We start from the raw sequence: 21,886 nt of genomic DNA on the forward strand, positions 1-21,886 counted from the left end.
TCGGGTGCACCGACACAGTCAACTCCATCCGCGGCCAGGAGGGAACGACCGCAGACAGCATGATCACGGACAAAGCCCGTCAGATCACACACCCGAACCCGCGTGTCGCGAGTTAACCAGCAGGGTCAGGACTATGCGCGAAGGGTGTTGGGTGGTCACTTACCGGATCGAGGCGTAGTAGGGAGGCCGGTGTGCGACGGGTGGCGAGGATCGCCAGGTACATCTGCGCTGTGCTCGCGGTCGCGTCCGCACTCATGGCCGCCGCGGTGGCGTCCAACCAGATTCTCAACGACGACAAGTGGGTGCTGACCTGGGCAGCGTGGGCGTTCGGCCTCACCCTGCTCGGACTGCTGTTGACGAAGGCATGGGAGCACACCCAGGCTGCTGGCGACCAGAACACGGAGGGCAGGTCCGGTATGCCCTGACGTATGTCGCGCCGTCGGTACCGGCGGCGCGTACGGGCATCGGCGGAGCAGATGGAGACGCTCGGACTGGTCACCCAAGCCGAATACGTGCTGCGTACCCGCCAAGTCTACGTGGACGTCATTCTGCAACCCACGCCGGTCGTCGAGACCACTGCTGACTGCGGCGTCGGCGGTGCCGGGAGCGGAGCTGTCCCGACCAGCGTGCTAAGCGCGCCGACCGGCGAATCATCTGTCGATGAGGAACGGGCCGTGGGGCAACGGACCCAGCTGGGGCCGCTGCTCGCCGAGCGCCGTGTGCTGGCGGTGCTGGGTGCTGCAGGCTCAGGCAAGACCACCCTCGCCCGCTACACCGCGCTGGAGTTGGCTGAGCGTGAGTGGCGGCCGTGGCGACGCCGTTTCTGGCGCAGGCGGCCCTTACCGGTCCTGCTGTACCTGCGCGACCACGCCGAGGTGATCCTCCACTCCACTCCCGACGGCTCGACGTCCGGACTGGAGCACGCAGCAGCCACGGCACGGTTCCTGCGAGGTGTGGTCACCGCCGCGTGGATGCCGCTGGCACCGTCGGTGCACCTGAGCCTGCTCGGCGACCGCAACGACCCCAGGGTCAGGGACGCGGTCCGCCAGGTGAACCAGGCCCGGCTGGAACTCCTGGCTCGCACCTACCGTGAGCTCGGACTGCCGCCGGACCGGGCGGCATCTCGGACACGGGTCGCCTACGCGGCCATCCTCGGACTGTTGCGGGGCACAAACCGATGCGGACGCCCCGCACTCCGCCGCACCCGCCGACGAGGCGACCGCGGTCTTTCTGCCGTCATGACGATGCACGCTGACTGAGGTCGCCGACTGCTGAGGATCGTTGCTTGCGGTGGTGGAGGGATGTTGAAACTTGGGCGGGAAAGGTGCGTGGCTCCCCCGACCCGATCTCTTGAGGATTGGCGTCGGCCAGAACCCGTCAAGGGCGCCCTTCGGGCGTCACTACGTGATCGACCTGTACGTCGAGGTCGTGTGAGGAAGACCCGAAGCGGGTGGCTGAGTTCATCGTCGAGCTGGTTCACCGGGGGCAGGTGAAGCTGAGATCCACTCAGGAGTGCCCGATGATCTGGTGTGGCCGGTAGGGGGCCTCCAGGCGGGCCGCCTCCTCTCCGCTCAGGGACACATCCACCGCCGCGATCGCGTCGTCCAGATGACCCACCTTGCTCGCCCCGACGATTGGCGCGCTTACCCCAGACCTCCCGAGCAGCCACGCGAGCGCGAGCTGCGCCGGAGGCAGACCTCGTTCGTCAGCGACGGCACGTACCACGTCGACGACGTCGAAGTCCGCGTCCTCGTACATGCTGTCGGCCAGCGGGTCGCTGCCGGATCGGACCGTGCTCCAGTGGCCGTCACGCCGGCGGCTGCCGGTGAGCAGTCCGCGCGCCAGCGGGCTCCACGGGATGACGCCCACTCCCTGGTCCAGGCAGAGCGGGATCATCTCTCGCTCCTCCTCCCGGTACACGAGGTTGTAGTGGTTCTGCATCGACGCGAACCGCGTCCAGCCGGCGGCCTGAGCAATGTGCTGCGCTTTGGCGAACTGCCAGGCGTACATGCTGGAGGCCCCGATGTACCGTGCCTTGCCAGCCCGCACCACGTCGTGCAGGGCCTCCATGGTCTCCTCGATCGGCGTCTCGTGGTCCCAGCGGTGGATCTGGTACAGATCGACATGGTCGGTTCCGAGCCTGGTCAGCGAGGCGTCGATGGCTGCTAGTACGTGCTTGCGGGACAGCCCGCGGTCGTTCGGGCCCGGGCCTGTCGGGAAGTAGACCTTGGTGGCCAGAACGTAGTCGTCGCGGCGTGCGAAGAGCTTGGCGAGCAGCCGCCCGGTGATCTCCTCGCTCGCCCCATCTGAATACATGTCGGCGGTGTCGAAGAACGTCACACCGGCCTCGACCGCGCGCCGCACGATCGGCTCGGCCGCGTCCTCGCGCAGGATCCACGCCCGGGAACGGGGGTCGCCGTACGTCATCATGCCCAGGCATATCCGGGAGACCTTCAGCCCCGACGAGCCCAGCTTCACGTAGCGCATTTCGTCTTACCTTTCCTATGGGAGTGTGGCTTTCTCCTCGGCTGGAGGAGTCTGAAGCTCGCGGTGGAGGACGACCGAGAGCACCACGAGCGCGACTCCGGCGAGCTCGGCGAGTGAGGGGAGTTGCCTCAGCACCACGACGCCGATCACCGTTGCCGTGGTGGGGAGCAGCGCCACCAGCAGCGCGTACGTGGAGCGGGCCATGCGTGCCATGGCGAGTTGATCGCATACGTACGGGATCACCGATGAACAGATTCCCACCCCGATCCCGGCGGCGAGCGTGACCGGGTCGATCACCGCGGGAGCGGCCTGCCAAACGCCCACCGGCGCGACGAACACGCAGGCGGCGAGCATCGCGGCGGCCAGCCCGTCGATGCCGCTGACACCGCGCAGACGCCGAGCCGTACGGTGGGCCAGCACGATGTAAGCGGCGAACAGCACCGCGTTGGCGAAGGCGAACACCAACCCCAGCGGTTCCCCGGCCAGCCGGATGCCGGTCAGCACGTATACACCGCCGACTGCTGCCACGAGTGCCACGAGGTTACGTGGCGTGCGGGCACCGAGCGCGGCCAGCACAATGACCGGCAGAAACTCGATTGCGGCGACGGTTCCCAGGGGCACGTGGGCGATCGCCAGATAGAAACAGACGTTCATGGCCGCGAGCACCGCGCCCCAGGCGATGATCGTACGCCGCCCCTCGGCGTCGAGCCCGACGAAAGTCCGCCAGGGGCGACGCCAGAGCGCGAAAACGAGTGCGGCGCTCCAGATCCTCAGTGCCGCGACCCCGAGCGGGGCGAGCCAGGTGAACAGAAGCACGGCGAAAGCCGGGCCGAGGTAGTGGAAGACGGCGCTCACGATGAAGTAGGTCCATGGAGGCGCCGCGGACAGGGCGGCGCGAGGGCCGGTGAGCGGCATGACGCCATCGTCGGCCAACCCGTAATTTAGGAGAATGGCGAATCGAAAGATCAGACCCGAGCGGGCATACGAACCAAAGGGAATGGACGTCCTCGACCTTCGTATTCTCGCCGAGCTGCAGGTCGACGCCAGAGTGAGCTTCGCAGAGCTGGGCCGTAGGGTCGCTCTGTCGGCCCCTGCGGTGGCCGACAGGGTGCAGCGGCTGGAGGAGACGGGAGTGATCACCGGCTATCGCGCCGAGGTCGACCCGCGGGCCCTGGGCTTTCCGGTCACAGTGATGGTCCGGATCCGTCCGGCGATCCGGGAACTGCACCGCATCTCCAAGATCGCCCAGGAAGTTCCCCAGATCGTCGAGTGCTACAGAATGACCGGCGACGATTGCTTCTATTTCACGATGCACCTGCGGGCGGTCGACGAGCTCGAACCGATCCTCGACCTGTTCACCCCGTACGGTCACACGACCACGTCTCTCATCCACACTGCGCCCGTGCCACGCCGCCCGCTGCCCCTGGAGTGACTTCATCCGGTCGGCGTCGTACGGCCCGGTTGGGTCCTCGCCTTGGCGGAGAGCGCGGTTTCCACTGCCCGCACCGACGACACGATGCATGACGTGGCATCGGCGATCGACTGGCTGACCATGCGCTCGACGTTCGTGAACCCGCCCCCGGCAACGCCCAGGGCGGCGATGCATCAATCGTGGCCCGTCGAGGTGCCCTGGCGTGCGCTCATCGACAGCCAGAACCTGCCGCGTGGCGCCATCACCACGAAGCCGTATTGGGCCACTCGGCAAGGAGGGACTTTAGCGCGAGCTGACACGAGATCGAGCCGCGAAAGGTGACGGACGCCTCTCCGGGCGTCAGCGCGAGTCTCAGGCGTCACTTCCGGTACCTCAAGGAAGGCCCCATGCCCTGACACGCACGGAGTGACACTCGGTGAGGCCCGCCCATCTGTGGCGTGTGGAGATCGCCTGCGCATCGCGACTCGATACGACATCGGCCAAGGGCATCCACCGTTCCGGGTGAGCGATCCAGCGACAAGTGGGCCGGATTCATGGCGCTGGCTGTCAAGGCGACGCTTCTGTGGGGTACGTTGTCGTGTCGTGCTCAAGACGCGCCTCGATCTTGACCGGATCCGCACGGCTCGCCGTGTGATCGACCCGATGTTTCTGGATACTCCGCTGTTCCGGTGCGACGCCTTGGGACACGCGCTTGGCTGCGCGGTGAGTATCAAGCTGGAGACGGCGAATCCGGTCCGCAGCTTCAAGGCGCGGGGTACCGAGCTGGTCGCGGGCCGGCTGAGCGACCAGGGCCGGACGGCTGCGGTGTGCGCCAGCGCCGGCAACCTCGGCTGGGCGCTTGGTTGGTCGGGTCGCCGCCGTGGCCTCGACGTGACGGTCGTGGCATCGCGCCGGGCACCGGCCGCCAAGCTCGATCGGATTCGCGCCCTGGGTGCCGCACTGGAGTTGGTCGACGGCGACTTCGAAATGGCCCGAGAGCGGGCGGCCGGTATCGCGCAGCGGGACGGCGTCCGCCTGGTCGAGGACAGCCTGGACATCGAAACCTGCGAGGGTGCGGCGACCATCGGCCTCGAACTGGCGCCACGGGCGTCCTCCTTCGACGCTGTCCTGATCGCCCTGGGAGGTGGCGCCATGGCCACCGGCGTGGGCTACGTCATGAAGGCTCTGGCGCCCGGAGTCGAGGTGATCTGCGTGCAGCCCCATGGCGCACCCGCGATGACCCGCTCCTGGCACGAGCGCCGGGTCATCGCCACCGACTCCACTGACACCATCGCCGACGGCGTCGCCGGTCGGCACCCCATCCCCGCCGTCCTGGACGACCTCCTTAAGGTGGCCGATGACGCCGTCCTGGTCCAGGAGGCGTCCATCGTCGCGGCCATGCGGATGCTCCTGGAGCATGCGGGCCTGGTCGTCGAACCCTCAGCGGCCCTCGGCGTCGCCGCCGTCATGGAAGACCCTGACCGCTTCGCCGGCCGCCACCTGCTCACCATCATCTGCGGCAGCAACGTCGACCTGGACGACTATCACCGCTGGATCCGTCCCTGTCCCCAAGACCCTGGGGCAGCCGAGACGAACCACTGACGATTCCCAGCCGCCGATGCCGCGGTGGCCCGCGCCCAGCGAACCTGGACAGCCACGAGACCCGGTTCGCCTCGTTCCGGTGATCACGACGGGCGCTCGCTCATGCTGCGAAGATCGCGATAACGACGGCGCGCGAGTCGTGTACAGGCCGACCGCCAAGACGAGCATCGGGGGCGTCAGCATGAGCACGTCGGGGTTCATGACCAGCGACGCGCAACAGCACTCTGGTCCTGGACCTGCCCGACTCTAGTGGGTGAACCCCGCACCGGCCTTTCACATCGACCTCAACGCATGGCTCGGCCCCGAGTGCGTCACGGGGTGTACACAGACGACACCGCCTGTTCACGGTGTGCTCGGGCTCGGTCGTTTGCACGGTCAGAGCGGGTAGGGCCCGAGGCGCCCCCAGGCGACCAGCACCGGCGGCGTGGATTCCGCCAACCCGCGCCGCCGGGCTTGGCCCGTCCCCAAACGGATCGGCATGCCGCCGGCCTCCGGAGGACCATGAACGTAGGCTCGCTGTTCCCGGCGCAGGACGGTAATCAAGCCCCAGGGGATGGTGAGGAAGGCCATGATCCCCTGGAGAATCCATAACAGAACTTCCACGGCGATTCACCTCAACTAAGGACTGTAGAGACGATCGACCGAGAGGGCCAGGACCTAACGTCTCGACCGGCTGTGTACTCGCCGGTGCCGCGCCGGGCTGTGGTGCGTCCGGCGCGGTGAAGGTGCGCCCGCGCAGGCCGGTGTCGCTGGCCTATCGGGTCTGGTCGGTGGGGCGGATGAGGATCTCGTTGACTGCGACGTGCTCCGGTTGGGTGACCGCGTACACGACGGCATTGGCGATGTCGTCGGGCTGCAGGGTGCGCATGGAGGCGGCCATCTCCTGCGCAGCGGCCTGCATCGTGGGGTCCGTGATGTGGCTGGTCAGTTCGGTGGCGACGAAGCCGGGCTCGATGACCACGACACGTACGCCCTGGGTGGTGACCTCCTGCCGCAGCGACTCGGAGAAGGCGGCGATGCCGAACTTCGTCGCGGCGTAGACGCCGCTGTAGGCCGACGCGATCCGGCCCGAGGTCGAGGAGACCTGCAGGATGGTGCCCTTGCGCTCCAGCAGGTGCGGCAATGCCGCGTGGACCGTGTACATCGACCCGAGCAGGTTGGTCTCGACCATGCGGGTCCATTCCGTGGTGTCCGCGCCCACGATCAGGCTGTTGAGCATCAGCCCGGCGTTGTTCACCAGGATGTCCAGGCCGCCGAAGCGCTCGACGGTCTTCGCGACCGCGGCCCGTACCGACTCTTGGTCGGTCACGTCCAGTTCGAGGGCCAGCACCTCGCCGGGCGCCTTGCGCGCCAGGGACTCCAACCGGTCGGCGCGCCGGGCCCCGGCCGCGACACGGGCCCCCTCCGCTGAGAGGGCCAGCGCGGTGGCCTCGCCGATGCCCGACGATGCTCCGGTGACGAGGACGACCCTTCCATCCAATCTGGTGTTCATGTTCTTCCCTTTCCGCAGTGCCCTTGACCTAACCGGACCGGCTGGTCACCTTTTAGCCTAGCACCAAAGCGGACCGCCCGGTCATGTTGGGGGGGTACGCTGATGGAGGGAAGGGAGGAGCATGACTGGAACGACGTCCGCTGTCCCGTCACGCAGTGACGCGGTGCGCAACCGCCGACTGCTGCTGGACGCCGCGGCCAAAACGTTCGCCGAGCGCGGAGTCGAGGTGTCCATCGGCGAGATCGCGCAATGTGCCGGGGTGGGGAAGGGTACGGTCTTCCGCCACTTCTCCTCCAAGGCGGAGCTGCTGGCGGCCATCATGCTCGGCATGCTCGACGAGCTCGTGGACACCGGCACCGCGCTGCTCACGGCCGACGATTCCGGCCTGGCGCTGCGCGAGTTCATGGCCGCCGGCGTGGAGACCTTCGTCAGAGATCGGGCATTCTGCGAGGTCATCGGACGCCCGTCCTTGCAGAACCCGCAGGTGCGTGAGGCGATCGATCGGCTCTGCGACGTCGCGGAGGCGCTCACCGCCCGCGCCCGCCAAGAGGGCATCGTCCGCCAGGACGTCACAGGCACCGATGTCGCCCTGCTGCTGAGCGGCATTCAGCATACGGCGGCGCCGCTGCTCGTCGCCGAGCCGCAGGCGTGGCGCCGTTACCTGGAGCTGGCCTTCGACGGCATCACCGCCTCCACGGAACGAAGGCTTCCGCACCCACCGCCCCGCCGCCTGCCCCTGACCACCCCAGATCCCGATCACGAGAGCTGATCTTCGAATGCTCGCGTGAAGGTGGATCCGTGAACACGTAGGCGCGGTCGCACGTCCGTAAGCTGGGGGTGTGTCCCCTGCACTGATCCTGCTCGACGGCGTTCGCTGGCGGGGTGCGCGTGTGATCGGCGATCGCGCGCAGACCCTGCTGGCCGTGCTCGCCATGCACGGGCGCGCGGGGGTCGGTGACGAGCGCCTGGTCGAGGAGTTGTGGCCGGACGAGCCGCCGGCCAACCCGACGAAGGCGCTTCAGGTGGTCGTATCGCGGACCAGGGCGGCGACCAGCGCCGACGCCGTGGTACGGATCCCGCGCGGTTACCGGCTCGGGCTGCCCGCTGATCAGGTGGACGCGCTGCTGCTCGGAGCATTGGTGGAACAGGCAAGGGCCGCACTGGGCGAGGACGACATGGCGCTCGCGCGTCGCCGTGCGGAAGAGGCCATGGGCCTCGTGGCCGGCGGCTTGGAGGGCGCCACAGGCGCACTCGCTGAGCTGAGGGGCGTCGTAGCGGGTTGGGTGGCCGAGGCGCGACGGATGGCGGCGGTCGCGCGGGGCCGGGGCGGCGATCACGAGGGCGCGCTGCCGCTGCTGGAGGAGGCCGCCGCCGATCGGCCGCACGACGAGGAGCTGCTCGCCTGCCTGCTGCGCAGTGAGGCCGCGGTACGAGGCGCCGCCGCCGCTCTGGAGCGCTACGAGCGCTACCGCGCGGGCCTGGTCGCGCGGCTCGGCGCCGATCCTGGGCCCGAGCTCGCCCGCGTGTACGCCGAGCTGCTCGTCACGGATCGGCCGGTGCGTGAGGGCATCCTGTTCGACGGTTCCTCGCTGCTCGGCCGCGACGGCGACATCCGCGCGGTGCACGCCCTGCTGCAGACCAACCGGGTGGTCTCGATCATCGGCCCTGGCGGGCTGGGCAAGACACGGCTGGCCCATGTCGTCGGCAGGAACGCCGCGCAGCCCGTCGCTCACTTCGTCGAGCTCGTCGGCGTCTCCTCCCCGGAGGGTGTGGTGGGCGAGGTGGGCTCGGCGCTCGGGGTTCGCGACTCGGTCCGCGGGCGTCGTGCCCTGACCGGTGAGCAGCGCTCCGACGTTCGCGCCAGGATCGCCCAGCATCTCGACCAGGCTCCGGCGCTGCTGATCCTGGACAACTGCGAGCACGTGATCGAGGCCGTCGCCGACCTGGTGGCGTTCCTGACCGTGACGACCCGCGACCTGCGGGTGCTCGTCACCTCCCGCGCCCCCTTGTCGATCCCCGCCGAACGCGTCTACCTGCTCGGCGAGCTGCCCACGGGCGACGCGGTGGAGTTGTTCCGCCAGCGGGCCACGGCCGCCCGCCCGGGGGTGCGGATCGACGAGGGAGTGGTCGAGGAGGTCGTCGCCCGCCTCGACGGGCTGCCGCTCGCGATCGAGCTGGCCGCGGCCAAGGTGCGGGTGATGTCGGTGGAGGAGATCGCGCGGCGCCTGGCGGATCGGTTCGTCCTGCTGCGCGGCGGGAACCGTACGGCGCCCGACAGGCACCAGACGCTGCTCGCGGTCATCGACTGGTCGTGGAATCTGCTGGACGAGCCCGAACGGCGGGCGTTGCGGTGGTTGTCGCTGTTCGGCGACGGGTTCACGCTGGCCGCCGCTGACCACGTACTCGGCTCTGATGCCCTGTACGTCGTGGACGCGCTGACCGAGCAGTCGCTGCTGAGCGTCCGCGAGACTACGTACGGCCTGCGCCACCGGATGCTGGAGACCGTCAGAGAGTTCGGGCGGATGCGGCTGAAGGAGGCCGGCGAGGAGGCGCCCGCTCAGGCGGCGCAGCGGGCCTGGGCGACGGCGTACGCTCTGGAACACGCCTCCGAGCTGTTCGGCCCGGCGCAGTTCGCGGCGGCCGACGCGTTGCGCGCGGAGGAGAGCAACCTCGCCGACCTGCTCCGGCAGGCTCTCGGCGAGCCCGATCCCGCGACGATGGTCCAGTTGCTGGCCGGCCTCGGCGGGCTGTGGTCGATCCGCGGCGACCACCCCCGGATCCTCGTGCACCGGGACGCGATCACTCAGGCGATCACCGGCTGGGTGCCGCCGCCGGAGCTCGTCGAGGAGGTCAGGGCGGCCATGCTGATCACGCTCATGAACGTCATGATCGTCGCCGATCGCCGCAGCGATCCGCTGCGCGACCTGCTCCGCTCGCTGCCCGCCAGTGACACGACGGATCCCCGCCTGGCGGCGATGGCCACGGTGGTGCTCGCGTGCGACACGCCCGACGGCGCCGACATGCTCCGCCGGCTGGCGGAGTTGTGCCGGAGCGCCGACCCCGCCGTGGCTTTGACGGCGATGCAGACGAGCGTCCATGCGCTGGAGAACGCGGGAGAAGTGACAGGGGCGATCGAGGCCGCCGAGCGGACCCTGACGATGCTCCCCGAGGACGAGGGACCGTGGTTCGCCGCGATCATGCACGCCGTGCTGGCCCAGCTGAACATGCAGCTCGGCGACCGCCGGCGAGCGGTCGGGCACGCGCGGACCGCCATCCCGGTGCTGAGCCGGCTCGGCGCCTCCGACGACGAGACCCAGCTCCGCTCGGTGCTGATGGTCTCCGCGCTCGCCGACGGCGACCTTGACACCGCGGAGGCGGAGCTCGCCGAGATCACCCGGATCAACGACAACGAGGCGGTGCTCGGCGGGGTTGCGCTCGTGTCGTTGTGCGCGGCCGAGCTCGCCCTCGCCCGCGGCGAGACGGCCGTCGCGCTCGCGGAATACCGCCTGGCCGTCCGGCGGGCGCGCGACCTGCGGCTGCCGGGGGTGTCGGACATCGAGCTCGTGCCGTGGGTGGCCGTCGCGGAGTCGGCGACTCTGACGGCGTACGCGTACCACGCCGGGGCGGAGGACGTCCGCTACGGCGAGGAGTTGTTCTCCTGCGTCCGGGTCCACGACATGCTGGCCGTGGGAAGCCCGATCCTCGACTACCCGCTGTGCGGCTCGATGCTGTTCGCGCTCGGCGCCTGGGGACTGCTGCGGGGGGCCCTGGCTCCCCGTGACGCGATCGCGTTGCTGGTGCTGGCCGAGCGGTTCGCGTACCACGGCAGCATGCCCAGCATGAGCTTCGAACGGATCGAACCGTACGCGGAGCGGGCCGCGCCCGGGGTGATCGCGGCCGTGCGGGCCGAGTACGGCGATCGGCGTGGCGCCGACCTGCTCGACGAGGCGCGGAGTCTCGTCGAGCAGGTCTTCGGCGGTGACGGGCGGAGGTCACATGTGCCGCTTGTAGCTGCGTACCGACAGCGGGGCGAAGATCGCGATGACGATCACGCAGGCCAGGAGCGTCCAGGCCACCTGCCCGCTGACGAGGGCGCTGTTGGCGAGGTCGCGGGCGGCCGTGACCAGGTGTGAGACCGGATTGATCCGTACGAACGCCGCCAGCCAGCCGGGCAGGGTCTCAACGGGGACGAACGCGTTCGACAGGAACGTCAGCGGGAACAAGATCATCATGGAGATGCCCTGCACGGCCTGGGCGCTCCTGGCGATCGTGCCGACCCAGGTGAAGATCCACGCCAGCGACCAGCCCGTGAAGATCGACAGCAGGATCGCGGCGAGCACGCCGCCCACACCCCCGCCCGGGCGGTAACCCATCACCAGGCCCATGCCGAACGTCAGAGTGGCCGCGATCGTGTAGCGCAGCAGGTCGGCCACCATCGGGCCGGCGAGCGGCGCGATCCGGGCGATCGGCAACGACTTGAACCGGTCGAAGACGCCCTTCTCCATGTCCTCGCGGAGTTGCGTCCCCGTGGCCATGCACGTCGTCAGCACGGTCTGGGCGAGGATGCCGGGGATCATCAGGGGGAGGTAGCTCTCCACGTCGCCGGCGATGGCGCCGCCGAAGATGAACGCGAACATCGCGGTGAACAGGATGGGCTGCAGCGCCACGTCGAAGAACTGCTCCGGGTTGCGGAGCATCTTCTTGAGCGCCCGCCACGCCATCGTCAGGGTCTGGCTGAACGTCTCTCCCAAGGAGACGCGCCGCCGGGCGGCCGCCACGCGGTCGGCGGCCCGGACCCTCTCGCGGGCGGGGGCGATCATGGTGCTCATCGGTTCTCCTCCGTGCCCGTCTTGTCGTCCCCGTCCGTCTGGTGGCCGGTGAGGGCGAGGAACACCTCGTCCAGGCTGGGCTTGGCCACGCTCACCGAGGAGATCGACACCCCGGCGGTGCGCAGCGCGATCAGTACGTCCGCGGCCAGGTCGGCCTGGTCGAGAGCGACGTTGAGGCGGCCGTGCTCCGGACTGAGGACCGGATCGGAGCCGAGGACGCGCCGTACGATCTCCACGGCGACGGGCACCTCGCCCGGCTCGGCGAGCAGCAACTGGAGGGTGGAGTTGCCGACCGCGGTCTTCAGCTCGTCGGGGGTGCCCTCGGCGACCTTGCGGCCGTGGTCGATGACGGCGATGCGATCGGCGAGCTGGTCGGCCTCGTCCAGATACTGCGTGGTCAGCAGCACCGTGCAGCCGTCGGCGACCAGGCCGCGGATGGTGTCCCACATCTGGCCGCGCGTACGCGGATCGAGACCGGTGGTCGGCTCGTCGAGGAAGATCAGCGGTGGTCTGGTGATCAGGCTGGCCGCCAGGTCGAGGCGCCGGCGCATGCCGCCGGAGAATTGCGCGATCGGTTTGTCCGCGGCCTCCTCCAGGCCGAACTGGCCCAGAAGTTCGGTGGCGATGCGCCGGGCGCGCGGCGCGGGGATGGCCTGCAGGCGGCTGAAGAGCCAGAGGTTCTCGCGGGCGGTCAGGTTCTCGTCGACCGACGCGTACTGTCCGGTGACGCCGACCAGCTGGCGGATCACGTGCGGATTGCCGGCCACGTCGACCCCGAAGATCTCGGCGCGGCCCGCGTCGATCTTCAACAGGGTGGCCAGCATTCGCAGCGTGGTGGTCTTGCCGGCGCCGTTCGGGCCGAGGACGCCGAAGATCTCGCCGGGGCGTACCTCAAGGTCGATCCCGTCGACGGCACGGTGCTCGCCGAACGTTTTCAGCAGCCCTTCCGCACGTACGGCCAGATCGGTTCCCCTGTCGGGGGCCGGGCCGCCCCCGGTACGGCCGAGTTCTGTGATACTCATGGCTTCACTCTCGGCGGCGCCGGTTTCACGGCGCCCTCGGCTGGGTTTCACCGGTTGCCGGGAGCCACCTATGCGAAGGACGAGGACAACTGGATGATCCTCGTTCACCTCCAGCGGACGATCAAAGCCTGGGGTGCACTCCGTGCCCGCGGTCAGGTGTCGTAGGAGCCGTCCCAGGGTTCGTAGAAGCCGATGTTGTTCGGGTAGAACTCGGCGTGTACTTTGCCTTCGAAGGTCTCCATGACAAGGCCGAACAGCACGCCGTCGAACGTGTGCTTGAAGGGCCGGATGGCGATGTCGTCAAAGCGGAGGCCGGGGAGCACGTTGAGCCAGCCCTCCAATCGCTCTTGCGCGAGGTCGACGGCCGCCCGATGGTCGTCTTCTGCACCGGTGTGCTCGACGCGGGAGTCGAGGTGGATGCCGATCTGACCGGACTACAGATCGCCGCCGCCCACAACTGAAGGCCACGACAGAAGGCCACGACTGGAGATGACACTCGCCCAGGAGGGAAGGCGACGTTCGCCTGAAGCGGTACTAGAGTTGCTCCGTTCGTTGTCTTGTATCGTTCGCGTTTATATAGGTAGGTTTGGCGGTCATGACCGCATCCAGGACCCCGACCACCGCCGAGGAGCTGCGCGGTGCAGGACTGCGCGTGACCGCCGCCCGCGTCGCCCTGCTCGAGACCGTCCGGGACGGTGACCACCTCGGCGTCGAGGCGCTCGCCTCCGGGGTCCGCGATCGCGTCGGCCACATCTCCCTTCAAGCCGTGTACGAAGCCCTCCACGCGCTCACCGCGGCCGGGCTCGTACGCCGCATCGAACCGGCCGGCAGCTCGGCCAGGTTCGAAGGACGCGTCGGAGACAACCACCACCACATCGTGTGCCGGTCGTGCGGAGTCGTCGCCGACGTGGACTGCGCGGTCGGCGAGGTGCCCTGTCTGACCGCGTCAGAAAGCCACGGCTTCTCGATCGAAGAGGCCGAGGTCATCTACTGGGGCCTGTGCCCCGAATGTTCCACCACCCGCAGTTCCTGACCAACGTGATCCCGCAGTTCGGAAGGAATCCATGTCTGAGAACCACGACGCAATCGTCACAGACGCGAAGACAGAGAGCGGAGGTGGCTGCCCGGTCGCGCATGGTCGCGCACCGCACCCGACTCAGGGTGGCGGAAACCGCCAGTGGTGGCCGGAGCGGCTCAACCTGAAGATCCTCGCCAAGAACCCCGCCGTGGCCAACCCCCTCGGCGAGGAGTTCGACTACGCCGAGGCGTTCAAGAGCCTCGACCTCCCGGCCGTGAAGCAGGACATCGCCGAGGTGCTGACGACCTCGCAGGACTGGTGGCCGGCCGACTTCGGTCACTACGGCCCGTTCATCATCAGGATGGCGTGGCACAGCGCGGGCACGTACCGGATCAGCGACGGCCGCGGCGGCGCCGGGGCCGGCCAGCAGCGCTTCGCGCCTCTCAACAGCTGGCCGGACAACGGCAACCTGGACAAGGCGCGCCGCCTGCTGTGGCCGGTCAAGAAGAAGTACGGCAAGAAGCTCTCGTGGGCCGACCTGATGATCCTCGCCGGCAACGTCGCACTGGAGTCGATGGGCTTCAAGACCTTCGGCTACGCCGGCGGCCGCGCGGACGTCTGGGAGCCCGACGAGGACGTCTACTGGGGTCCCGAGACCACCTGGCTCGGTGACGAGCGCTACACCGGCGACCGGGAGCTGGAGAACCCCCTGGGCGCGGTCCAGATGGGCCTCATCTATGTCAACCCGGAGGGCCCGAACGGCACCCCGGACCCGATCGCGGCGGCTCGCGACATCCGTGAGACGTTCCGCCGGATGGCGATGAACGACGAGGAGACGGTCGCGCTGATCGCGGGCGGCCACACCTTCGGCAAGACCCACGGCGCGGCCCCGGCGGACCACGTCGGCCCCGACCCCGAGGCCGCCTCGATCGAGGAGCAGGGCCTCGGCTGGAAGAACACGTTCGGCAGCGGCAAGGGCGCCGACGCGATCACCAGCGGTCTTGAGGGCATCTGGACGAACACCCCGGTGACGTGGGACAACAGCTTCCTCGAGATCCTTTACGGCTACGAGTGGGAGCTGTTCCAGAGCCCCGCGGGCGCCAACCAGTGGCGGCCGGAGGGCGGCGCGGGGGCGGGCACCGTTCCCGACGCGCACGACCCGTCCAAGACCCACGCCCCGACGATGCTGACGACCGACCTCGCGCTCCGCGTCGACCCGGTCTACGACGAGATCTCGCGGCGCTTCCTCGCGAACCCCGACGAGTTCGCGGACGCCTTCGCGCGGGCGTGGTACAAGCTGACCCACCGCGACATGGGCCCGATCGTGCGTTACCTCGGCCCGGAGGTCCCCGCCGAGACGCTGGTGTGGCAGGATCCCCTTCCCGCGGTGACGTACGAGCTCATCGACGCCGGCGACATCGCCGCACTCAAGGGCCAGATCCTGGCCTCTGGCCTGTCGGTGTCCCAGCTCGTGTCCACGGCGTGGGCGTCGGCCTCGTCGTTCCGCGGCAGCGACAAGCGCGGCGGCGCCAACGGCGCGCGCGTCCGCCTGGAGCCGCAGAGCGGGTGGGAGGTCAACGACCCCGACCAGCTGGCGACGGTGCTGCGCACCCTGGAGGGCATCCGGCAGACCTTCAACGCCGCCCAGACCGGCGGCAAGCAGGTCTCACTCGCCGACCTGATCGTGCTCGCCGGTACCGCGGGCGTCGAGAAGGCCGCCAAGGACGCCGGCGTCGCCGTCGAGGTGCCCTTCACGCCGGGCCGCGTGGACGCGTCGCAGGAGCAGACCGACGTGGAGTCGTTCGCCGCGCTGGAGCCGGCCGCCGACGGGTTCCGCAACTACCTCGGGAAGGGCAACCGGCTGCCGGCCGAGTACCTCCTGATCGACCGGGCCAACCTGCTGACCCTGAGCGCTCCCGAGATGACCGTCCTCGTCGGTGGCCTCCGTGTCCTGGGCGCGAACCACCAGCAGTCGCCGCTCGGCGTCTTCACCACGACCCCCGGATCGCTGACCAACGACTTCTTCGTCAACCTGCTCGATCTGGGCACGACGTGGAAGGCGACGTCCGAGGACGCGAACACGTTCGAGGGTCGCGACGCCACGGGCAAGGTCAAGTGGACGGGCAGCCGGGCCGATCTCGTCTTCGGGTCGAACTCGGAGCTGCGCGCGCTCGCGGAGGTCTACGCGAGCGATGACGCGAAGGAGAAGTTCGTGAACGACTTCGTCGCGGCGTGGCACAAGGTGATGAACCTCGACCGGTTCGACCTGGTCTGATCGTGACGTCCAGGCCGGCCGGCGCGGGCCGGCCTGGACGTCACCCCAAGCTTTCCGGACAGGCAGAAACAGCTATGTAGGGTATGCCTTGGCATAACCCCCCACCGGACTGGAGTCCGCCGTGCCGCAGCTGTCTCGTCGCCATGCCCTCTCCTTGATCCCCGCCGCTGCCTTCCTCGCCATGATTCCTCCCGCACGTGCCGCGGCCGGGTTCGATCACGCACGGTTGCTGGCCAACACCGTGGCGATCTTCGCGGGAACGCCCGACGTCAACGCCAGGCCCGAGGTCGCCGGCAAACTGGCGGCGATACTCCAGACGGCCAGGCAGCGGCTGGCCGCCCAGGACGGCGCGGGCGAGGGCGAGCTCTTCGCCGGGGTGCGGCTCGGCACCGACGACGTCAACCTGCGGCTGTCCTTCCAGTACCTGTACGAGATCGCGCTCGCCACCCGGACCCCCGGCGGCGAACTCGAAGGCGACGCCACCCTCCAGCGGCGGGTCATCGACGGCCTGCTGTGGCTGCACGAGCGCTACTTCGGCGACCAGTCGAAGGGTTACTACGGCAACTGGCACAACTGGGAGATCGCCATCCCCACCCACGTCAGCAGGACGTTGGCGCTGCTGGCGGAAAGGGATGAGCTGCCCGGCCTCGCGGCGATCTACATCGCCTCGATGGACGCCTACCTGCGCAACGGCAAGAACGGCGACGTCGACCTCGACTCACGCTTCCACACGGGGGCGAACCTGGCCGACCTCACCGGCAACCGGATCCTGCAGGGCGCGCTCACCGGCGACGACGCCCGCATCACCAAGGCCATCTCCGACCAGGCCACCGTCTTCGCCACCATCGACCCCTACCACCCCCAGCACGGGAACACCGACGGCTACTACCCGGACGGCTCCTTCATCCAGCACCACTCGGTCGCCTACACCGGCTCCTACGGGCGCGCTCTGCTGAGCCGCGTCGTGCAGACCATCAAGATGCTCGAAGGCGCGACGAGCGGCGGCACGTCCGACCTGGCCGGCGTGGTGTACGGGTGGATCGCCGACGGTTTCGCCCCGCTGATCTTCGAGGGCTGGATGATGGAGGTCGTCAAGGGGCGGGCGGTCTCGCGTACCGCCACCGGTTATACCGACGTCGGCGTGGTCGTGGAGGCCATGGCCGACCTGACCGGCCACGTCACGAGCGGCCAGGCCCTGGCACTGAAGAAGTACGCCAAATTCCTGCCCCCCGCCGACACGAACGCCTTCGTCTCCCCGGTCAGCGTCGCCCGCTACGCGGACATCCGCGCCGACGCAGCCGTCCCGGCCGCCGACCTGAATCCGCCCAGGCGATGCGTGGCGTTCAACGCCATGGACAGTACCGTCCACCGGCGCCCCGGCTACGCCTTCGCCCTGGCCCGCAGCTCCGACCGCATCAGCAAGTACGAGTACATGAGCGGCGAGAACCTCATGCCGTGGTTCCAGGGCGACGGGGCCTACTACCTCTACCTCTCCGGGGAGGACCAGCGCCAGGTCTTCGGCGTCGACTACTACACGGCCGTCTCGCCGTACCGGCTGGCCGGGGTCACCGCGCCGGTGGAGGAGCGGCGGACCGTGCCCGAGTTGTACGGCCGGCAGTGGTACGAGAACCCGGGCCATCCGCTGAACTTCACCTCCTCCTCGGAGTCCCAGAACACCTACGTGTACTTCCCCCGCGCGCAGAACGCCTTCTCCGGCGGCGCGACGCTCGGCGCGTACGGCGCGGCCGGCATGATCCAGTCCGACGACGTGGCCTACACCGCCGCCCAGGCGGGCCTCCTGCCGGACGACTTCGTCGCCTACCAGAACGCCCGCGCGACCAAGTCGTGGTTCATGCTCGACGACGAGATCGTCGTACTGGCCGCGAACGTCTCAGGCCAGAGCGGGCGGGCCGCGGCGACCACCGTGGACAGCCGCATCGCCGCCCCCACCGACCAGGTCACACTCACCGGCCGGCGCTGGGACGGCGCGACCTGGCGGGCGGGCGACACCACGCCGCCGCGCTGGCTGCGTTACGCGAACGGCACCCGCGGCACCGCGATCGGCTACGCCTTCCTCACCCGCCAGCCGGTCACGGCGGCGGTGGAGGCGGTGACGCGCAGCCGCAGAGTCGTACGCGCCTCCAACCCCGACACCAGCGTGACCAAGAACGTCTTCACCGCCTCGGTCACCCACTCCGCCACGGGAGGCCTCCCCGCCCTCGCCTACGCCCTGGTCCCGAACGCCACCGAGGCCCACCTGCGCCGCTACACGGACGGCCCGCTGACCGTCATCGCGAACGACCCGCGCGTACAGGCGATCAAGCACACGGGGCTCGGGATCGTCGCCGCCAACGTCTTCGCCGACGGCCCCCAGCACGCCGAACGCCTGCTCGTCGACGGCCCCGCCTCGGTCCTCGTCCAGTCCGGTGGCCAGACGGTCGTCGCCCTGTCCGACCCCACCATGAAGCGCGACCACGTCACCGTCACGTTGCGCGGCGCCCCCCTCCGCCTCGTCTCGGCCGACGAGGGGGTGACGGTACGCCGCGTTCCCGGCGGCACCCAGATCCAGGCCCGGACCCACCAGGCGCACGGCAGCACCTTCACCGCCACCCTCAGACGGTCCTAGCGGCGGCCGTCACCAGCTGTAGCCGACTCCGGGCAGGGTCACGGTGTTGTTCATCTGGACGGCGTAGTGGGCCGAGCGCCGGGCTCGCCCGGTGCCGACGTCGACGGCGTAGGTGTACATGCGCCCGCTGTCGTTGACGACGACCGTCACCTCGGATCGGTTCGGCCAGGTGGCGGTGCCGTTGACGGAGGCGGTCCTCGGCAGGCCGCGGATGGGCACCTTCCGCAGGGTCCGGCCGGTCTTGGCGTCGAGCAGCGTGATCTGGTTGTTCTTCAGCTCGGGGAAGTCGACGGCGGCCACCGTACGGCCGTCCGGGGAGAGCTCGCTGAACATGATGAACACGCCGTCGAAGCGCACCGGCTTGCCCCCGCGGTCCGCATCAGCGACTGCTGACGGGACAGCACGAACTCGCGGAAGCCGTCGTGACGATCCAATGTGCTCTCCTCTCGCCTGGTACCAACGCGACGCGCTGAGCGAAAGGTTGCACTTTTTTCTCCTGGATCACGTCAGTTACGGGGTGTGAGCTCCGGTTGGACGGCCATCCTCATTACGGATAGTAAAAACATCGCAACTCTTCGCTGTTGGCTCCGCTTGCTCCACACTGGGTCCATGGCCAAGCAGATCGTTGATCGTCGTAGGCTCCTGCGCGCTGCCGGGTTAGTGGCAGGGGGACTGCTGTTGGATGGTGGGCCGGCGGCACTCGGCCTCACAGGTGCCGTGCTCAGGCCCGCCGAACCCGCCGCGGCCTGGGCCCAGCTCAGGGCGGGCAACCGGCGCTGGGCCTCCGATGCCGCGATCCATCCCCACCAGGACCTCGGCAGGCGGGCGGAGATCGCCGAGGAGCAGCACCCGTACGCGGTGGTCGTGTCCTGTATCGACTCCCGCGTGACTCCGGAGATCGTCTTCGACGCCGGGCTCGGCGACCTGCTCGGGGTGCGCAGCGCCGCCCAGACCATCGACCCGCTCGTGTTCGCGGCCATCGAGTACGGCCCGGCCGAGCTCGGCACCCCCTTGATCGTGGTGCTCGGCCACCAGCGCTGCGGGGCGGTCACGGCCGCCGCGGACGCGCTGGACAAGGGCGACACGCTGCCCGGCGGGCTCCAGCCCATCGTGGACGCCCTCCGCCCGGCCTACAAACGCGCCCGCGGCGACGTCGACAAGATGATCAGGCTCAACACCGTCGGCGTGGTGGCCGAGTTGAAGGCCGACAAAATGCTCGCCAAGCGCGTCGCCCGAGGGCGACTCAAGATCGTTGGCGCGTACTACTCCCTCGACACCGGCCAGGTCACCCGCCTGGTGTAACCAAGGGGCAGGGCTCCTGGTGGGCTCTCGCGGGGTAGAAGACCGGCCCGATCTGCCGCTGGAAAGGGGGCGCAAGCCGGGCGTAGCTTGGTGGCACGGTGCTTACTGGCGCGCGCCACACAGGTTGCCTGACTCGGTCAGGACGGGTCGCGAGGCTCGGTGGGCGGAGGCACGGCGAGGCGGGAGTGGATGAGTGCCCGCCCCCGTCCGGACACCAGCCATCTGCCCCGCCGTGCCCGTCATCACCTGGCCATGTACTCCGCCAGGATGTTCGCGGCGCCCTCCGGGTCGCTGGTCGGGTGGCGCCTTTCGGCGTTCTGCCAGGAGTAGTAGGCCCCGCCGTACCCGACGAACACCCACACTGGCAGGCCAGGCTCGGCCGGGTGCACCATGAGTGCGCTGTTGTTCTCCCTGAGCTCGGCGCGCACGCCGAGACCCGTGAGCCTGTCGCGCAGCCGGACGAGCATGTCGCCCTCGTCCTTGTCAGCCACGAGGCCGGCCATGGCCGCGGCCACGATCGGATTCATCTCGCGTTCCCTGTGGCCCGGCCGCCTACGAGGCAGTTGAGACACCCCCCGCTCCCCACTGGAGATCCGCTCTCCGTTGCTGTCGCCAACCAGGACAACGCGGAACCGAACCCTGCCTCCCCGTACGAACCCGGCAGGGCGCGTCGGTCCCGATCATCGTCGCCGCTCCTCGGTCATGTGGCTTCCCTATCACGGGAGGCAGCGTGACTTACCGTGTTGATTTGATTACAGTTCACCGGCGTCGGCGTGCGGACAGGACCCCTGAACGATCCCCTTGTTTCCCCTTTTGAGCCGCGGTGGATCAAGGCATGGCCGCGCTCGACATCGACCGGCGTTCCCTGACCGACCTGGTGAACCGGGCCGAGGACCTCGATCGGGTGTTGTGCCGGCGCTATCAGACCGAGGCGCTGGCCCAGGAGTTTCATGAGCGGTTCCTGGTGGCTCGTCATGCTTTGCGAACTCGCGAATGGAGCTGATGGGCTGATGGCGGGCGAAGGGCGGTCTGGTTGTTTTAGGGCTTTAGGGTGATAAATCGGGATTAGCGGACTCCGATGGGAGCCGCCACCATTGGTCGCCCGCGAAATCCTGGGCGTCGGAATCCGTCGGCGCCGGTGTCGGGCGTACTGTGCCCTTTATGTTCTTTCTGCCTATTCGGGCGGCGACGGTGATCACGTCGTCGGTGTCGTACGTCGTCCGGATGCTGGAGATCGACAGACCGGTCGCGTCGGCGAGCGCACGCAGCCGGTACGGCTCCGGCCGTACGAATTCGCGCGCATATGTCGTGATAAGTCGTATTTGTCGTTGTATATCCTGCTTCTGTGCGGTGAGCTCCTCGAGTCTGGCCAGCAGGGGATCCTCGCTCGGCGACGCGGCGGCCGCCATCATCAGCTCTCCCGTCAGGGAGTTCCGCGCCTTCTTGGTGTCGTTGACCCGTGTCGCGCCGTCCTTCGAGTCCTCGCCGTCGTCCTCGGGCGGATCGGGAATGAGGATTTTCGCGAGTTCCTGTGCGATTTCCTTCATATGCTAGATCGTGTGGCAAAGGTGGCGAAAAGTGCAAGAATTCGCAGTCTGGCTCGGTGTCGCTGTTCTGCTTATACGTGGTATGGACCGACATCCGGGTGTAATAACTCTCCACCTCTGTTCGTCGGATCCGCTCTTAGGGTGAGAAATCGACATTTACGAGGTAGGAATCTTGTGCGAGGCTCGACCCTCGGAGGCCCTGTGCCGGGGTCTCGTACAAAAAAGTGAGCGGCCCTTCTGTTGCGTCAGAAAGGCCGCTCTCGCGGTATCTCTCC

General features: G+C 68.8%; 20 protein-coding genes and 1 pseudogene. 11 read left to right on the top strand and 10 right to left on the bottom strand.

All coding sequences use genetic code 11. The features are described 5' to 3' along the window. Positions 1 to 191 precede the first annotated feature (191 nt). Both ITP53_RS32590 and ITP53_RS32595 read left to right on the top strand, forming a co-directional pair. Positions 192 to 425 carry a hypothetical protein gene (locus ITP53_RS32590; RefSeq protein ID WP_195899294.1) on the top strand — a complete coding sequence of 78 codons (234 nt, stop codon included), beginning with the start codon at positions 192 to 194 and terminating at the stop codon, positions 423 to 425. Positions 426 to 428: 3 nt separating this feature from the next. Next, positions 429 to 1,259, top strand: coding sequence for a hypothetical protein (locus tag ITP53_RS32595; RefSeq protein WP_195899295.1), 831 nt, complete (start codon positions 429 to 431; stop codon positions 1,257 to 1,259). A 247-nt stretch (positions 1,260 to 1,506) separates the two neighbouring features. On the opposite strand, the gene ITP53_RS32600 is transcribed toward ITP53_RS32595, so the two are convergent. Together ITP53_RS32600 and ITP53_RS32605 are read right to left on the bottom strand one after the other, a co-directional pair. Further along, positions 1,507 to 2,487, bottom strand: coding sequence for an aldo/keto reductase (locus ITP53_RS32600; RefSeq protein WP_195899296.1), 981 nt, complete (start codon positions 2,485 to 2,487; stop codon positions 1,507 to 1,509). A 15-nt stretch (positions 2,488 to 2,502) separates the two neighbouring features. After that, positions 2,503 to 3,402, bottom strand: a complete 900-nt coding sequence (locus ITP53_RS32605; RefSeq protein WP_195899297.1) for an EamA family transporter — start codon at positions 3,400 to 3,402, stop codon at positions 2,503 to 2,505. A gap of 82 nt (positions 3,403 to 3,484) precedes the next feature. Here ITP53_RS32605 and ITP53_RS32610 point away from each other — a divergent pair, with 82 nt between their 5' ends. Both ITP53_RS32610 and ITP53_RS32615 read left to right on the top strand, forming a co-directional pair. Next, positions 3,485 to 3,919, top strand: coding sequence for an Lrp/AsnC family transcriptional regulator (locus ITP53_RS32610; RefSeq protein ID WP_195899298.1), 435 nt, complete (start codon positions 3,485 to 3,487; stop codon positions 3,917 to 3,919). A 501-nt stretch (positions 3,920 to 4,420) separates the two neighbouring features. Then, on the top strand, positions 4,421 to 5,500 hold the full coding sequence (locus ITP53_RS32615) for a threonine ammonia-lyase (RefSeq protein WP_328816480.1): 1,080 nt from the start codon (positions 4,421 to 4,423) through the stop codon (positions 5,498 to 5,500). 375 nt (positions 5,501 to 5,875) lie between these two features. On the opposite strand, the gene ITP53_RS32620 is transcribed toward ITP53_RS32615, so the two are convergent. Together ITP53_RS32620 and ITP53_RS32625 are read right to left on the bottom strand one after the other, a co-directional pair. Next, the gene (locus ITP53_RS32620; RefSeq protein ID WP_195899299.1) at positions 5,876 to 6,103 is read right to left on the bottom strand and encodes a hypothetical protein; all 228 of its coding nucleotides are present in this window, start codon (positions 6,101 to 6,103) and stop codon (positions 5,876 to 5,878) included. 151 nt (positions 6,104 to 6,254) lie between these two features. Continuing rightward, on the bottom strand, positions 6,255 to 6,992 hold the full coding sequence (locus tag ITP53_RS32625) for an SDR family NAD(P)-dependent oxidoreductase (RefSeq protein ID WP_195899300.1): 738 nt from the start codon (positions 6,990 to 6,992) through the stop codon (positions 6,255 to 6,257). Positions 6,993 to 7,113: 121 nt separating this feature from the next. On the opposite strand from ITP53_RS32625, the gene ITP53_RS32630 reads away from it, so the two are divergent. Together ITP53_RS32630 and ITP53_RS58085 are read left to right on the top strand one after the other, a co-directional pair. Continuing rightward, a complete protein-coding gene (locus ITP53_RS32630; protein WP_195899301.1) occupies positions 7,114 to 7,761 on the top strand; it encodes a TetR/AcrR family transcriptional regulator in 648 nt (215 codons plus the stop codon). Positions 7,762 to 7,924: 163 nt separating this feature from the next. Continuing rightward, positions 7,925 to 9,295: pseudogene (locus tag ITP53_RS58085) on the top strand (ATP-binding protein); the annotation flags it as partial. A gap of 1,689 nt (positions 9,296 to 10,984) precedes the next feature. Here the strand turns inward: ITP53_RS58085 and ITP53_RS32640 are convergent. The 3 genes from ITP53_RS32640 to ITP53_RS32650 all read right to left on the bottom strand — a co-directional run bounded on the left by ITP53_RS32640 (position 10,985) and on the right by ITP53_RS32650 (position 13,166). Then, the gene (locus tag ITP53_RS32640; RefSeq protein WP_195899302.1) at positions 10,985 to 11,821 is read right to left on the bottom strand and encodes an ABC transporter permease; all 837 of its coding nucleotides are present in this window, start codon (positions 11,819 to 11,821) and stop codon (positions 10,985 to 10,987) included. Beyond that, positions 11,818 to 12,843, bottom strand: coding sequence for an ATP-binding cassette domain-containing protein (locus tag ITP53_RS32645; RefSeq protein ID WP_195899303.1), 1,026 nt, complete (start codon positions 12,841 to 12,843; stop codon positions 11,818 to 11,820). The genes ITP53_RS32640 and ITP53_RS32645 overlap by 4 nt, the downstream gene beginning before the upstream one ends. A 152-nt stretch (positions 12,844 to 12,995) precedes the next feature. Further along, a complete protein-coding gene (locus ITP53_RS32650) occupies positions 12,996 to 13,166 on the bottom strand; it encodes a hypothetical protein (protein WP_195899304.1) in 171 nt (56 codons plus the stop codon). Between the two features lie 272 nt (positions 13,167 to 13,438). On the opposite strand from ITP53_RS32650, the gene ITP53_RS32655 reads away from it, so the two are divergent. The 3 genes from ITP53_RS32655 to ITP53_RS32665 all read left to right on the top strand — a co-directional run bounded on the left by ITP53_RS32655 (position 13,439) and on the right by ITP53_RS32665 (position 18,762). Next, positions 13,439 to 13,876 carry a Fur family transcriptional regulator gene (locus ITP53_RS32655; protein ID WP_195899305.1) on the top strand — a complete coding sequence of 146 codons (438 nt, stop codon included), beginning with the start codon at positions 13,439 to 13,441 and terminating at the stop codon, positions 13,874 to 13,876. A 31-nt stretch (positions 13,877 to 13,907) separates the two neighbouring features. Beyond that, positions 13,908 to 16,136, top strand: a complete 2,229-nt coding sequence (gene katG / locus ITP53_RS32660) for a catalase/peroxidase HPI (RefSeq protein ID WP_195899306.1) — start codon at positions 13,908 to 13,910, stop codon at positions 16,134 to 16,136. Positions 16,137 to 16,317: 181 nt separating this feature from the next. After that, positions 16,318 to 18,762, top strand: coding sequence for a polysaccharide lyase family 8 super-sandwich domain-containing protein (locus tag ITP53_RS32665; protein WP_195899307.1), 2,445 nt, complete (start codon positions 16,318 to 16,320; stop codon positions 18,760 to 18,762). A gap of 9 nt (positions 18,763 to 18,771) precedes the next feature. On the opposite strand, the gene ITP53_RS32670 is transcribed toward ITP53_RS32665, so the two are convergent. Continuing rightward, positions 18,772 to 19,119, bottom strand: coding sequence for a hypothetical protein (locus ITP53_RS32670; protein ID WP_195899308.1), 348 nt, complete (start codon positions 19,117 to 19,119; stop codon positions 18,772 to 18,774). Between the two features lie 252 nt (positions 19,120 to 19,371). Between ITP53_RS32670 and ITP53_RS32675 the strand changes: the two genes are divergently transcribed. After that, on the top strand, positions 19,372 to 20,064 hold the full coding sequence (locus ITP53_RS32675) for a carbonic anhydrase (RefSeq protein WP_195899309.1): 693 nt from the start codon (positions 19,372 to 19,374) through the stop codon (positions 20,062 to 20,064). 242 nt (positions 20,065 to 20,306) lie between these two features. Here the strand turns inward: ITP53_RS32675 and ITP53_RS32680 are convergent, their stop codons facing one another. Next, on the bottom strand, positions 20,307 to 20,591 hold the full coding sequence (locus ITP53_RS32680) for a hypothetical protein (protein ID WP_195899310.1): 285 nt from the start codon (positions 20,589 to 20,591) through the stop codon (positions 20,307 to 20,309). A gap of 308 nt (positions 20,592 to 20,899) precedes the next feature. On the opposite strand from ITP53_RS32680, the gene ITP53_RS32685 reads away from it, so the two are divergent. Beyond that, entirely contained in the window at positions 20,900 to 21,067 is a 168-nt protein-coding gene (locus ITP53_RS32685; RefSeq protein ID WP_195899311.1) for a hypothetical protein, read from the top strand. A 43-nt stretch (positions 21,068 to 21,110) separates the two neighbouring features. Here the strand turns inward: ITP53_RS32685 and ITP53_RS32690 are convergent, their stop codons facing one another. After that, entirely contained in the window at positions 21,111 to 21,611 is a 501-nt protein-coding gene (locus tag ITP53_RS32690) for a hypothetical protein (RefSeq protein WP_195899312.1), read from the bottom strand. Positions 21,612 to 21,886: the final 275 nt, after the last annotated feature.

This window comes from Nonomuraea cypriaca, assembly GCF_015645445.1.
Lineage (GTDB): Bacteria > Actinomycetota > Actinomycetes > Streptosporangiales > Streptosporangiaceae > Nonomuraea > Nonomuraea cypriaca.